This is a genomic window from Rhodococcus sp. IEGM 1381, from assembly GCF_030056795.1.
Taxonomy (GTDB): Bacteria; Actinomycetota; Actinomycetes; order Mycobacteriales; family Mycobacteriaceae; genus Rhodococcoides.
In genome coordinates this window covers 105,103-118,028 of sequence record NZ_JASHKQ010000008.1, presented here as the reverse complement: position 1 = coordinate 118,028, position 12,926 = coordinate 105,103, and the positions used below count along the sequence as shown (strand labels likewise).

The 12,926-nt window shown below is 64.6% G+C and carries 11 protein-coding genes; 2 read left to right on the top strand and 9 right to left on the bottom strand.

The genetic code is table 11. From position 1 onward, the window contains the following. Positions 1 to 19: 19 nt before the first annotated feature. Genes QM797_RS18050 through QM797_RS18010 form a run of 9 tightly spaced genes read right to left on the bottom strand, consistent with a single transcriptional unit; the run spans position 20 to position 11,282 of the window. On the bottom strand, positions 20 to 1,423 hold the full coding sequence (locus QM797_RS18050; RefSeq protein WP_349307210.1) for a guanine deaminase: 1,404 nt from the start codon (positions 1,421 to 1,423) through the stop codon (positions 20 to 22). Between the two features lie 60 nt (positions 1,424 to 1,483). After that, on the bottom strand, positions 1,484 to 2,110 hold the full coding sequence (locus QM797_RS18045; protein WP_283277053.1) for a TetR/AcrR family transcriptional regulator: 627 nt from the start codon (positions 2,108 to 2,110) through the stop codon (positions 1,484 to 1,486). Positions 2,111 to 2,136: 26 nt separating this feature from the next. After that, positions 2,137 to 2,889, bottom strand: a complete 753-nt coding sequence (locus tag QM797_RS18040) for an enoyl-CoA hydratase family protein (RefSeq protein WP_283277052.1) — start codon at positions 2,887 to 2,889, stop codon at positions 2,137 to 2,139. Beyond that, on the bottom strand, positions 2,889 to 4,049 hold the full coding sequence (locus QM797_RS18035) for an acyl-CoA dehydrogenase family protein (protein WP_283277051.1): 1,161 nt from the start codon (positions 4,047 to 4,049) through the stop codon (positions 2,889 to 2,891). Before QM797_RS18035 ends, QM797_RS18040 begins: the two co-directional genes overlap by 1 nt. Next, on the bottom strand, positions 4,046 to 6,034 hold the full coding sequence (locus QM797_RS18030) for an acetyl/propionyl/methylcrotonyl-CoA carboxylase subunit alpha (protein WP_283277050.1): 1,989 nt from the start codon (positions 6,032 to 6,034) through the stop codon (positions 4,046 to 4,048). The genes QM797_RS18035 and QM797_RS18030 overlap by 4 nt, the downstream gene beginning before the upstream one ends. A 4-nt stretch (positions 6,035 to 6,038) precedes the next feature. Next, positions 6,039 to 7,637: an acyl-CoA carboxylase subunit beta gene (locus QM797_RS18025; RefSeq protein WP_283277049.1), complete on the bottom strand. Its 1,599-nt coding sequence runs from the start codon at positions 7,635 to 7,637 to the stop codon at positions 6,039 to 6,041. Next, positions 7,634 to 8,782, bottom strand: a complete 1,149-nt coding sequence (locus QM797_RS18020; protein WP_283277048.1) for an acyl-CoA dehydrogenase family protein — start codon at positions 8,780 to 8,782, stop codon at positions 7,634 to 7,636. The genes QM797_RS18025 and QM797_RS18020 overlap by 4 nt, the downstream gene beginning before the upstream one ends. Beyond that, complete coding sequence (locus tag QM797_RS18015) at positions 8,779 to 10,473, bottom strand: acyclic terpene utilization AtuA family protein (RefSeq protein WP_283277047.1); 1,695 nt, start codon at positions 10,471 to 10,473, stop codon at positions 8,779 to 8,781. Before QM797_RS18015 ends, QM797_RS18020 begins: the two co-directional genes overlap by 4 nt. Next, positions 10,470 to 11,282 carry a TIGR03084 family metal-binding protein gene (locus tag QM797_RS18010; RefSeq protein ID WP_283277046.1) on the bottom strand — a complete coding sequence of 271 codons (813 nt, stop codon included), beginning with the start codon at positions 11,280 to 11,282 and terminating at the stop codon, positions 10,470 to 10,472. Before QM797_RS18010 ends, QM797_RS18015 begins: the two co-directional genes overlap by 4 nt. A gap of 100 nt (positions 11,283 to 11,382) precedes the next feature. On the opposite strand from QM797_RS18010, the gene QM797_RS18005 reads away from it, so the two are divergent. Both QM797_RS18005 and QM797_RS18000 read left to right on the top strand, forming a co-directional pair. Next, positions 11,383 to 12,435 (top strand): endonuclease/exonuclease/phosphatase family protein, encoded by a 1,053-nt coding sequence (locus QM797_RS18005; RefSeq protein ID WP_283277105.1) that lies wholly within the window; start codon positions 11,383 to 11,385, stop codon positions 12,433 to 12,435. Positions 12,436 to 12,442: 7 nt separating this feature from the next. After that, positions 12,443 to 12,847, top strand: coding sequence for an ASCH domain-containing protein (locus tag QM797_RS18000; RefSeq protein ID WP_283277045.1), 405 nt, complete (start codon positions 12,443 to 12,445; stop codon positions 12,845 to 12,847). The last annotated feature ends 79 nt before the right edge of the window (positions 12,848 to 12,926 follow it).

Here is a 12,926-nt window from a genome sequence, read left to right as displayed (position 1 = left end):
CAATCGGACAGCTCTCCAGTCATGTGCCGTGCACAGCGCGTCCCTGGACGTACACGCCGACGATGGCGGGCTCGCGCATGGCCATCAGGAGGGCGAACAGAGTCTGGTCGCGGGCCAGTTCGGCATCGTCGGCGCGAACACCGTGGTCGATCGCCGCCGCCAACTGCGGCCATGCGGACGGATCGACGACGACGAAGTCTGCTTCCTTGCCGATGTCGAAATTGCCGATGCGGTTCTCCATGTCCAGAGCGCGGGCCCCGGCGAGGGTTCCGGTGAACAGCAGTTCCGCCGGGTGCAGCGACAACCCGTCGTCGCCGGCCTCGGAGATGTGCACCTTGAAGGCGTCGGCCAGCACCTGCGGTAGCAACCATTCGTCACCGCCGCCGAAGTCGGAGCCGATGGCGATGTTCACTCCCGCGGCGACGGTTCGCTTCCACGGCATCGTGCCCGAGCCGAGAAACTGTTGCGAGGTAGGACAGTGCGCGATGGAGGTTCCGGTCTCGGCCATGCGCTCCAGTTCGGCGTCCTGGCAATGCACTGCATGCGCCAGGATGGTTCGCTTGCCGAGAAAGCTCTTGCCGCCGACCTGTGAGCCCGGCAGGAACTTGCCGTCGTAGGTGTCGAGGTAGGCCCCAACCCCGTAGGCGTTCTTGGTGGCATCGATCTCGCCGGTGCCCGGCCGGTTGTTCTCGTTGAGGTGCGTGTGGAAGTAGACGCCACGACCGCGCACCGAGTCGTAGAGCTCACCGAGATTCCTCAGCGTCTCGGTCGTCACCGAAAGCGAGAACCGCGGTACGACTGCCACGTGCAGCATCGCCGTGTCGACGTCGCCGGTATCGGCGGCGTGCCATTTCTCGATCTCCTCGGACACCAGGCGTATTGCCTCGTCCTCACCGGTGATCAATGCCTGCGCCGACGCCGGGCCGGTGGTCTGCACACCGCGGCCACTGACGATGCGCAGTCCGTGCTTTCCGGTCTCGGCGAACAGCGAATCCTGGGCGTGCGGGAATGCCGACCCGAACACCATGGCCTGTGTGGTCCCGGCCCGGATGCGGGCGGCGCAGAAGTCTCGGGCCGCCGCCGCGGCGAACTCGGGATCGGCGAAACGCGACTCGGACGGGAAGATGCACGTGTTCAGCCATTCGAGAAGCTGACCGCCGCCGTAGGAATCGCCGGCATAGGTCTGCGGGAAGTGAATGTGGGTGTCGACGAATCCAGGCAGCAGAAACCCGGGTCGATGATCGGCAACCGAGAGGTCTGCGAATCGATCTGGGAGAGAATCGAACTCACCACAGAACTCGATAATGCCGTCGTCGCCGACGACAAGGGCACCGTCGGGAATCGACACCAGCGCGGTTGCGGCGTCCGTCACGGTGGGCGAGCCTGCGACGTGAAAAATGTGGCCGCGGTGCACGCGTGCGATATCGGAAGTCACCCGCCAGACTCAAGCACAGGTTCGTCGGTGCTGCAGAGCCTGCGAGTTCTACCCGGCTACCGAACCGGCGACGACGGAGTGCCTCGCGTTCAGTGAGGCGTCGAGAACATCGGCCCACGTGCGGACGATTTCGACGCGTCGCCGCGCGTCGTCGGTGAGGACGTCGGCCAATCCGAGACCGCGGGCGAGGTCGAGGGTCGCCTGCACGAGGCGGTGAGTGACGGGATCGTTGTCGTCGACTCCGAGGTTCTCGACAGCCATCTGGTGGGCACGGCGACCGAACCGTTCTTCGAGGGGCACGATTCGATCGCGCAACTCGGGATCTGCCGATGCCGCAGTCCAGACCTGCAGTGCTGCTTTGAACATCGGGCCGGTGTAGTACTCGACGAGTCGCTCCACGACGAGCTTCGTCCGTCCAGGCCCGGCCGGAATCTCCTGCGCCTCGCGGCGTGCACGGTCCATTCGAGTGTCGAACATGTACTCGAGCGCCCCGGTGATCAGGTCCTCACGCGTCGGGAAATGGTGTTGGGTCGCACCGCGCGAGACGCCGGCGCGTTCGGCGACGACACCGACCGTCGTGGCTACCCAGCCCTGCTCGGCGAGCGAGTCGATCGTCGCCTCGAGCAGTCGCTGGCGCGTCACCCTGCTGCGGTCCTGCTTGGGTTCGCGCGCCATCACAATCTCCCTACTTCTCCGCCGACCTATTTTTCGATGACCCAGGACGGGGGCCTCTTCTCCAGAAAGGACATCATCCCCTCTCGGGCCTCGTCGGACGCAAACAACCTGGCCGATTGCTCGGCGACGGCCGTCCCGCGTTCGTCGATCTCGCGCCTGATCGCGGCCGTGGTGAGGAGTTTCGACTCGGCCAGGCCCTGCGGCGAACACTTCCGAAACATGATCATGTAGTCGGCCACCGCTGCCGCGGGAACGGCGTCGGCCACGGTGATCAGACCGATCGCCTCGGCGGTGGCACCGTCGAACGTCTCCCCGGTGAGGAAGTAGCGACTCGCCGTACGGGACGAAAGCCGCGGCAGCACGGCCACCGAGATGACCGATGCCGCCAGGCCGAGGCGAACCTCCGTCAGCGCGAACGAACTCTGGGGTCCGGCGACCGCAATATCGCAGGCCGCGACGAGCCCCATTCCACCTGCCCGCACATGCCCGTCGATCTGCACGACGACGGGTTTCGGGGTGTCGATGATCAGCCGCATCAGATCCAGCATCTGCCGAGTGCGAAGTTCCGGCGACGCCCCGGCCTCTCTGAGGTCGGCACCGGCACAGAACGTGGTGCCGGTGTGGCCGAGCACGATCGTTCTGACGTCGTCGTCGTGCGCTGCAGCGATGAGGCCCGCTGTCAGCTCCTCCACCAACACTGACGACAGCGCGTTTCGGTTCCGCGGCGAATCCAACGTCAAATACGCTGTGTCTTTGCCCGACTCGACGAGAACGGCCATCAGTAGCTTCTCGGCAGTCCGAGCGAGTGCTGGCTCACGAAGTTGAGGATCATCTCCCGACTCACCGGCGCGACGCGGGCGATGCGGGCGGCCCCGAGCATCGCAGCCAAGCCGTACTCGCTGCTCAAGCCGGCACCACCGTGGGTCTGGATCGCCTGATCCAGCGCCTTGATACTGGCTTCGGCCGCAGCGTATTTCGCCATGTTGGCCGCTTCCGCAGCACCGAAATCGTCGCCGGAGTCGTAGAGCACCGCGGCCTTCTGCATCATCAGTTTCGCCAACTCCAGCTCGATCTTGCACTGCGCCAACGGGTGCGCCAAGCCCTGGTGTGCGCCGATCGGCGTCTTCCAGACAGTCCGCTCGTTGGCGTATTTGATCGCCGCGTCCAGAGCGTAGCGACCCATACCGACAGCCATCGCGGCCCCGAGAATGCGCTCGGGGTTCAGTCCCGCGAACAGCTGCATCAGGGCAGCGTCGGCCTCACCGACGAGCGCCTCGGCGGGCAGCCGAACGTCGTCGAGGAACAGCACGAACTGGTGATCGGGCTCGACGATGTCCATCTCCATCTGCGTCTTCTGCAGTCCCGGAGCGTCGGCGGGCACGATGAACAGCGCCGGCTTGAGCTTGCCGGTCTTGGAATCCTCGGTCCGTGCGACGATCAGGACCGCATCGGCCTGATCGACACCGGAGATGTAGATCTTGTTGCCCTTCAAGATCCATTCGTCACCGTCGCGACGCGCGGTGGTGGTGATCTGATGCGAGTTCGATCCGGCGTCGGGTTCGGTGATCCCGAAGACCATGATCTTGGACCCGTCGGCGAGAGCGGTGAGCCACTCCTGCTTCTGGTCTGCCGTGCCGTACTTGCCGATGATGGTGCCGCAGATCGCCGGGCTGACGACGACGAGCAACAGACCGGCACCGTGCGCGGCAAGCTCTTCCTGGACGAGCGCGAGCTCGTAGATGCCTGCGCCGCCACCGCCGTATTCCTCGGGCAGATTGACGCCGAGGAAGCCGAGTTTGCCCGCCTCGTTCCACAGTTCGGTCAGCGGCTCACCCTTGCGCGCTTTGGGCAGGACGTAGTCGATGTAGTTGTAGCGCTTGCCCAGTGACGAGACCGCGTTGCGCAGTCCCTTCTGCTCTTCGGTCTCGATGAAACTCATGATTGATCCGCTCCCTGTTCGGTGACCACTTCTTCGGTGACAACGGCCAGAACTGCGCCGACTTCGACTTGTTGACCTTCCACTACGTTCAATTCGATGAGCACACCGTCTGCAGGTGCGGTCACCGTGTGTTCCATCTTCATCGCCTCGAGCCACAGGATCGGTTGACCCGCGGTGACGGTATCGCCCTGCGCAGCAGCGATTCTGATGACGCTGCCCGGCATCGGAGCCAGCAGCGACCCCGCCGCCACCTCGTCGGTGGGGTCGGTGAACCGCGGGGCTCGGACCAGACGAACCGGCCCGAGCGCCGAATCGACGAACACATCGGATCCGTAACTGTGCACTTCGAAGATGCGCCTGATGCCACCGTCGTCGAGCGTCACCGATGTCGGTGTGTGCTCGACGAGTTCGACGCCGTCCAGCGAGACACCGTCTACCGAAGCGGCGAGTCCGCCGCGTCCGATCGAGTATTCGACCGTCCTGTCGTCGTACGTTTTTCGCTGCGGCTGCGACCGGAGGTTGCGCCAGCCGCCGGGTAGTCCACGGTTCACACGTGCCTGCGCCGTGTTGTTCGCCGCGTCTGCGAGCGCTGCAGCGAGCGACGACAGCTCCACGCCGCGCCCCTGCGCGATCGGTTGCGACAGCACATCGAGGCCGTGGGTATCGAAGAACGCGGTGTCGGTGTCGCCGGCCAGGAACGACGGGTGCCGCAGGATGTTGACCAGTAGATCTCGGTTGGTCTTCAGTCCGTGGATCGTGGCTCGCTGCAACGCTTTCGCCAGCAGATTCGCCGCCTGGTCTCGCGTCGGTGCGAACGAGATGACCTTCGCGAGCATCGGGTCGTAATGCGTGCTCACCACACTGCCGGACTCGACGCCGGAATCCACTCTGATTCCGGCCTTGTCCAGCACCTCGAACTGTGCACCGGGAATCTCGAATCGGTGCACGGCACCGCTTTGCGGCTGCCAATCCTGAGCCGGATCCTCTGCGTACAGACGAACCTCGATCGAGTGACCGCGCGCCGCCGGTTGCTCGGCGGGCAACCGCTCCCCCGCCGCCACCCGAATCTGCAGCGCCACCAGATCCAGACCCGTCGTGCATTCGGTGACCGGGTGCTCCACCTGTAGACGGGTGTTCATCTCGAGGAAAAAGAAGTTGCCCTTCTCGTCGGCGAGAAATTCGACGGTGCCCGCGCCCTCGTAGCCGATGGCCTCGGTGGCGAGTGTTGCTGCATCGAAAAGCTTCTCGCGCATGCCGTCGATGCGTTCGACGAGCGGTGACGGTGCTTCCTCGACGACCTTCTGATGTCTGCGTTGGATCGAGCACTCGCGCTCGCCCACCGTCCACACCGTGCCGAAGCGATCGGCCATGACCTGAACTTCGATGTGTCGTCCGGTCTCGATGTAGCGCTCGACGAACACCGTTCCGTCACCGAACGCCGACAGTGCTTCTCGCCCCGCTGCTTCGATTTCGGACTGCAGCGTATCGAGGCTGCGCACGATCCGCATACCGCGACCGCCGCCACCCGCGGAGGCCTTGATCAGCACCGGGAGTTCGTTCTCGGTGACCGACTCGGGATCGAGCTGCGTCAGTACCGGAACTCCGGCGTCGGCCATCATCTTCTTGGACTCGACCTTCGAGCCCATCGACTCGATGGCCTTGACGGGCGGTCCGATCCACGTCAAACCGGCGTCGAGGACCTGCCGGGCGAATTCCGCGTTCTCGGAGAGGAATCCGTATCCCGGATGCACTGCGTCGGCACCGGCGTGTACCGCCGCTGCGATGACCGCGTCGCCGCGAAGGTAGGTCTCCGACGAGCTGTTGCCGGGTAGGCGCACCGCGGAGTCGGCCTCGCGCACGTGCGGGGAATTGGCGTCGGCGTCGGAGAACACCGCGACGGTGTCGATGCCTTCGGCGCGACAGGTAGTGAAGACACGGCGGGCAATTTCGCCGCGGTTGGCTACGAGGACGGACGATACGGTCATGGCTTCACATCCGGAAGACACCGAAGTTGGCGGTGCCTTCGATCGGGGCAGAGGCGATGGCCGACAGGCACATTCCCACTACCGTGCGGGTATCACGAGGGTCGATGACGCCGTCGTCGTAGAGGCGTCCGGAGAGGAACATGGGCAGCGACTCGGCTTCGATCTGTGCCTCGATCATCGCGCGCATTCCGGCGTCGGCCTCCGCGTCGAACGCCTGGCCGCGAGCCTCGGCGGCGGCCCGGCCGACGATGGAGATGACGCCGGCGAGCTGCGCGCCGCCCATGACGGCAGATTTGCTCGACGGCCAGGCGAACAGGAATCGCGGGTCGAAGGCGCGGCCGCACATGCCGTAGTGACCGGCACCGTAGGACGCACCGAGCAGGATCGAGATGTGCGGAACCGTCGAGTTGGAGACGGCGTTGATCATCATCGAGCCGTGCTTGATCATCCCGCCTTCCTCGTATTCCTTGCCGACCATGTAGCCGGTGGTGTTGTGCAGGAACAACAGTGGCGTGTTCGACCGGTTGGCGAGCTGGATGAACTGCGTTGCCTTCTGCGATTCCTCGCTGAACAGCACACCGCGTGCATTGGCCAGGATGCCGATGGGATAGCCGTGCAGCTCGGCCCATCCGGTGACGAGCGAGCCGCCGTACATGGGCTTGAACTCGTCGAAATCGGAGCCGTCGACGATGCGGGCGATCACCTCGCGGGGGTCGAACGGGATCTTCAGGTCGGTGGGGACGATGCCGAGCAGATCCTCGGGGTCGGCCAGCGGCTCGATGATCTCGGCGCGCGGCTCCGGGCCCTTCTTCTTCCAGTTCAACCGCGAGACGATGCTGCGTCCGATACGGATCGCATCCTGCTCGTCGACGGCGAAATAGTCTGCGAGACCAGACTTTCGGGCATGCATCTCGGCACCGCCGAGCGACTCGTCGTCCGAGTCCTCACCGGTGGCCATCTTGACCAGCGGCGGGCCGGCGAGGAACACTTTGGATTGTTCCTTGATCATGACCACGTGATCGGACATCCCGGGAATGTACGCACCGCCGGCAGTGGAGTTACCGAACACCAACGCGATCGTGGGAATGCCGGCCGCCGAAAGCTGCGTCAGATCGCGAAACATGCGTCCGCCGGGGATGAACACCTCCTTCTGGGTCGGCAGATCGGCACCGCCGGATTCGACCAGGGAGATCACCGGCAGTCGGTTCTGGGTCGCAATGTCGTTACCGCGGAACCCCTTCTTGAGAGTCCACGGGTTGCTGGCTCCACCGCGGACCGTCGGATCGTTGGCGACGATGAGGCATTCGACTCCGCACACGACGCCGATGCCCATGACGGTGCTGGCCCCCACGGGAAAGTCACTGCCCCAGGCTGCAAGTGGGCACAGTTCGAGAAACGCGGAGTCCTCGTCGATCAGGAGCTCGATGCGTTCGCGGGCGAGGAGCTTGCCGCGCTTCTTGTGTCGCGCCACGTACTTTTCACCGCCGCCGAGGAGAGCCTTGTCGTGTTCGGCGTCGATCTCGGCGAGTTTGGTGTGCATCGCCTCGGTGGCACCGGAATACTGTTCCGACGCGGTGTCGAGGGTGGACTTCAGCACGCTCATGCCTGGTACCCCAATCGTTTTGCTGCCAGTCCGGTGAGGATTTCGGTGGTTCCGCCGCCGATACCGAGGATGCGCATGTCGCGGTACTGACGCTCGACTTCGCTCTCACGCATGTAGCCGAGCCCCCCGAAGAGTTGCACCGCCGCATTGGCGACCCACTCTCCGGATTCGACGGCGGTGTTCTTCGCGAAGCAGACCTCGGCGATGAAGTCGTGCTTCTCCTGCATGGACCTCTCGACGAGGGAGCGGGTGTAGACGCGGGCGATGTCGATCTTGCGAGCCATCTCGGTGACAGTGTTCTGCACGGATTGCCGTGCGATGAGCGGCTTTCCGAACGTCTCGCGATCGCGGACCCACTGCAGAGTGAGATCGAGGCATCGCTGCGCGCTGGCGTAGGCCTGGGCGGCAAGGGCGATGCGCTCGGTGAGAAACGCCTGCGCGATCTGCGCGAAGCCACTGTTCTCGGCACCGACCAGGTTGCTCACCGGCACTCGGGCGTCGACGAACGAGAGCTCCGCGGTATCGGATGCGCGCCAGCCCATCTTGTCGAGCTTGCTGGTGACCTCGAACCCGGGTGTGCCCTTCTCGATGACGAGCAGCGAGACGCCGGCGGCACCGTCGCCACCGGTGCGGACCGCGGTGACGACGAAATCGGCTCGGCACCCCGAGGTGATGTACGTCTTGGAACCGTTGACGACGTAGTGCTCACCGTCTTTGACGGCCTTCGTCTTCAGGTGGCCGACGTCGGAGCCGCCGCCCGGCTCGGTGATCGCCAGCGATCCGATCTTCTCCCCAGCCAGCGTGGGCCGCACCCACTTCTCGATCTGGTCGGCGTCGCCCGCAGCCACCAAGTGCGGCAGGGAGATTCCGCTGGTGAACAGCGATGCGAAAAGCCCGCCGGACGCACCGGCCTGATGCATCTCCTCGCAGATCACGACCGCGTCGGCCAGATCTCCACCGTCCCCGCCGACCTCCTCGGGGAAGCCGGCACCGATCAGACCGAGAGCTGCCGCCTTCTTGTGCAGATCGCGCGGGATCTCGCCGTCGGTCTCCCACTGATTCATGTGCGGCGCAATGTCCTGCTCGACGAAGCTACGGACGGTCTTGCGAAGCTGCTGACGCTCAGGCGTAGTCCAGATGCTCATCCGAGTTCTCCTTTGTAAGCAATCGTTTCGGGGATGTCGATGTGCCGCGACCGCAGCCATTCACCGAGCCCCTTGGCCTGTGGATCGAACCTGGCCTGCGATGCCACGCCTTGCCCGAGGATGCCCTCGATGACGAAGTTGACCGCTCGCAGGTTCGGCAGCACATGCCGAGTGACAGTGAGTTGCTCGGCCTCGGGCAACATCTTCTTCAGGGTCTCGACCGTCAACGCGTGAGCGAGCCAAGCGAATTCGTCATCGGTACGGACCCAGACCCCTACGTTGGCATTGCCGCCCTTGTCGCCGCTTCGGGCCGCGGCGACGGTTCCGAGTGGAAGCCGGATGGTCGCTTCGGCTGCTCTCGGTGCCGGGAGCGTCGGTTCATCGAGGGGTTCCAATGCCCGCGTTTCCTTGGACGGTGCGATGGCACTTTCGGTGCCGTCGGCGAGATGCGCAACGTGCGGCACCTGGGCCGCGTCGACAAAACCTGCCGTGAACACTCCGTAAGGCGCTCCGTTTCCCGGCGGTGCGGTGACCGAGAATCCGGGGTAGCTGGCCAGTGCGAGTTCGACTGCCACCGCTGAGAACTGACGTCCGACGGCGTCGGGGTTGCTGTCGCGAGCCACGCAGCGCAGCAGGGCGCTGGCCGTCTCCTCCGTCTCGGCGTCCGGCTTGTCGGTGCGCACCAGCGTCCAGTTCAGTTCGGTCGGCCGTGCGGTGAGCCAGGACTCGAATTGACTCTGTGCAAGTGCAGCTTTGGCCTCGATGTCCAGGCCGGTGAGCACCATCGTGAATTCGTTGCGGAAGCCACCGAGCGCGTTGAGCGAGACCTTGTAGGTGGGCGGCGGCGCTTCGCCGGTCACACCGGCGATGGACACCCGATCGCTGGATTCCTGCGTCAGGATCGCTGAGTCGATCCGTGCGGTGACGTCAGGGTTCGCGTAGCGACCGCCGGTGATTTCGTACAGCAACTGGGCAGTCACGGTACCGACACTGACCGCGCCGCCGGTGCCCTCGTGCTTGGTGATGACGCTCGACCCGTCGTTGTTGATCTCTGCGATCGGGAAGCCCGGGCGCGACAGATCGGCAATCTCGGTGAAGAACGAGTAGTTCCCGCCCGTCGCCTGAGTTCCACATTCGATGACGTGTCCGGCGATCACGGCTCCGGCCAGGGCGTCGTAATCGGTCGGCGTCCAACCGAAGTGCGCCGCAGCGGGTCCCACGATCACGCTGGCATCGGTGACGCGCCCGGTGACCACGACGTCGGCACCGGAGTTCAGGCATTCCACGATGCCCCACGCGCCGAGGTAGGCGTTTGCGGTCAACGGGCTACCGAGGCCGAGTTCGGCCGCTCTGCCGAGAAGGTCGTCGCCGTCGACGTACGCGATTTTCGCACCGGAGTCGAGCTTCTCCAGCGCCTCGGCCAAGCCACGTGGATTCAGACCACCGGCGTTGGCGACGATCTTGACACCCTTGTCGAGTGCCAGACCCAGGCAGTCCTCGGCCTGGCGCAGAAAGGTTTTGGCGTAGCCACGGGTCGCGTCCTTCATCCGGTCGCGGCCGAGGATGAGCATCGTGAGCTCGGCGAGGTAATCACCGGTGAGGTAGTCGAGTTCGCCGCCCTCCAGCATCTCGCGCATGGCGGAGAGACGGTCTCCGTAGAAGCCCGAACAGTTACCGATTCTGACGGTCATGCTTGCTCTCGCCCTGACTGGGTCCGTCCGACCCCCGGAGGGCCTGCGAAGGCTTGGGCGATGGTGAGCCAGTGCGCGGCGTCGGGTCCCTCGGCACGGATGTCGAGGTTGTCGCGATGAGCACGCTGGGTGACGAGGAGGCAGAAGTCGAGCGCAGATCCACTCACGCGTTGGGCGGCGTCCTCGGGTCCCCACGTCCACACTTCACCCGAGGGCGCGGTGAGTTCGATGCGAAACTGCTCGACGGGCGGGGCCTGTTGGTTGACCGCGTAGGCGAAATCTCTTGTGCGCACACCGATATGCGCGACGCCGCGGATTCGGTCGGTAGCCACGCGGGTGACGCCCAGTGCGTCGGCGACATCCTGACCGTGCGCCCAGGTTTCCATCAACCGCGCGGTGGCCATGGAGGCGGCACTCATCGGGGGTCCGAACCAGTCGATCTTGGTTCCGGGCGGCACCTGCACGAGAGCACCGGTCATGGCCCGACGGCGGGTTCGCCATGCGCTCAACAGTTCGGGATTGCGGGCTTCTTCCTCCGCAGCCTCATCGACGAAGCCGGTGGGGTTCTCCCATGCTTTCTTCAGCGTGAGTGCGAACTCCTCCTTGGCCGCACTATCGCCGGATGCGCCGGATGTGGTGCGCTCGGCGACGTGATCGGTCCAGGACAGATGGGCGATCTGGTGTGCGATCGTCCAGCCCTCGGCCGGTGTCGGTGCCGCCCACTGCTCTGGTGTCAGTTCGGCGACGAGCGCATCGAGGTCGTCGCCCTCGGCACGTAGGTCGCCGACGAGTGTGTCGAGGTCTGCCATGGGTCCAGCTTCACAAAGGCACGATAAAAAAGCAAGCACGCTTGCTTGTTAATTCGTAACCTTACGTTCGCTTGCCGTCTCTACGGTGCGGAATGTGAAAATGCCGAGACTCGTAGCCGTCGCCGTTACCCTGGCCTTCATGGCTGCCGGTTGCTCCTCTGCAGATACCGCCACCGATGCACCGTCGAGCATCAGGGTGGCGACGTTCAACGCCAGCCTGAACCGGCCCGCCCTCGGGCAGTTGGTGAGCGACCTGCAGAGCGAGAACGCGCAGGCTCGCGCGGCAGCCGATGTGATCTCCGCGAACTCACCGGATGTGTTGTTGATCAACGAGTTCGACTACTCGGGTGACGCTGCGGTGACGCTGTTCAACGACAACTATCTGGACAAGCAGTACCCGTATTCGTTCACTGCCCCCGTGAACACCGGCGTCGACTCGGAGCTCGATCTGGACAAGGACGGCGCGCTCGGCGGCCCGGGCGATGCCTGGGGGTTCGGACAATTCCCAGGTCAGTACGGAATGGTCGTGTTCTCGAAGTTTCCGATCGACACCGAATCGGTACGCACGTTCCAGAACTTCCTGTGGAAGGACATGCCGGATTCCCTGCTGCCGCGTGACTACTACGGAGAGGTGTCCGACGCTCTGCGGCTCTCCAGCAAATCGCATTGGGACGTGCCGATCGACGTGAACGGCAAGACCCTGCACGTGTTGGCGTCACACCCCACTCCCCCGTCCTTCGATGGTCCCGAGGACCGCAACGGCAAGCGCAATCACGACGAGATCCGGCTCAGCGCCGACTACATCTCGGGCGCGGACTACCTCTACGACGACAAGGGCGTGCGCGGCGGGCTGGAACAGGGTGCCTCGTTCGTGATGCTGGGTGATCAGAACAGCGATCCGGTCGACGGGGACTCGGTTGCGGGTGCCATCGCTCAGGTCCTGGATCTGCCACGAGTACAGGATCCGGCACCGACCTCGGGTGAACATGGAACGGACACAGCCGATTTTGCAGATCCGACGCCGGGTGACCTTCGCGTCGACTATGTGCTGCCGTCGGACGATCTGACTGTGGTCGATTCGCAGGTGTACTGGCCGAATCAGGCCGAGCACCCCTCGGACCATCGACTGGTGTGGGCCGATCTCGAAATATGATGCGCGAGTGACCGATCTGCCGATAGTCGAGTTCGCCTACCCGGGTCCACTACGGGACACGCTGGTTGCGGCCGTGCTGTCCGGTGCGAAGACCAGCACGGCAAGCCTGTTGGTTCAGTACGCCGACGAGGAGCTGCCGAGCGTCGGCGAACGCGGCGCGGTGGTGGATTCGGCGGGGCTGACGGTGGGGATCATCGAAACCATTGCCGTCGATATCGTTGCGCTACGTGAGGTTTCACTGCAACACGCGCTCGACGAGGGTGAGGGATACGCCGATGTGGCGCAGTGGCGGGCCGGACACGAAAGATTCTGGCAGTCGGCCGAGGTTCGCGAGGAACTGGAAGATCCGAACTTCACCGTGAACGACGACACTCAGGTGGTCTTGGAGCGATTCACACTAGTGCCGGAGTGAGGCCAGGTGGCGGCCTCGGATTCGATGCCGTGTGCCCGGGCATTGGCGTCGACCATCACGAAGCCTGACGCGGTGTCAG

Excerpts from the sequence above, each read along its gene's own strand:
- QM797_RS18025 (WP_283277049.1), bottom strand. The coding sequence starts at position 7,637 with ATGAGCGTGCTGAAGTCCACCCTCGACACCGCGTCGGAACAGTATTCC.
- QM797_RS18035 (WP_283277051.1), bottom strand. The coding sequence starts at position 4,049 with ATGAGTTTCATCGAGACCGAAGAGCAGAAGGGACTGCGCAACGCGGTC.
- QM797_RS18045 (WP_283277053.1), bottom strand. The coding sequence starts at position 2,110 with ATGGCGCGCGAACCCAAGCAGGACCGCAGCAGGGTGACGCGCCAGCGA.
- QM797_RS18005 (WP_283277105.1), top strand. The coding sequence starts at position 11,383 with ATGCCGAGACTCGTAGCCGTCGCCGTTACCCTGGCCTTCATGGCTGCC.
- QM797_RS18015 (WP_283277047.1), bottom strand. The coding sequence starts at position 10,473 with ATGACCGTCAGAATCGGTAACTGTTCGGGCTTCTACGGAGACCGTCTC.
- QM797_RS18020 (WP_283277048.1), bottom strand. The coding sequence starts at position 8,782 with ATGAGCATCTGGACTACGCCTGAGCGTCAGCAGCTTCGCAAGACCGTC.
- QM797_RS18040 (WP_283277052.1), bottom strand. The coding sequence starts at position 2,889 with ATGGCCGTTCTCGTCGAGTCGGGCAAAGACACAGCGTATTTGACGTTG.
- QM797_RS18030 (WP_283277050.1), bottom strand. The coding sequence starts at position 6,034 with ATGACCGTATCGTCCGTCCTCGTAGCCAACCGCGGCGAAATTGCCCGC.
- QM797_RS18010 (WP_283277046.1), bottom strand. The coding sequence starts at position 11,282 with ATGGCAGACCTCGACACACTCGTCGGCGACCTACGTGCCGAGGGCGAC.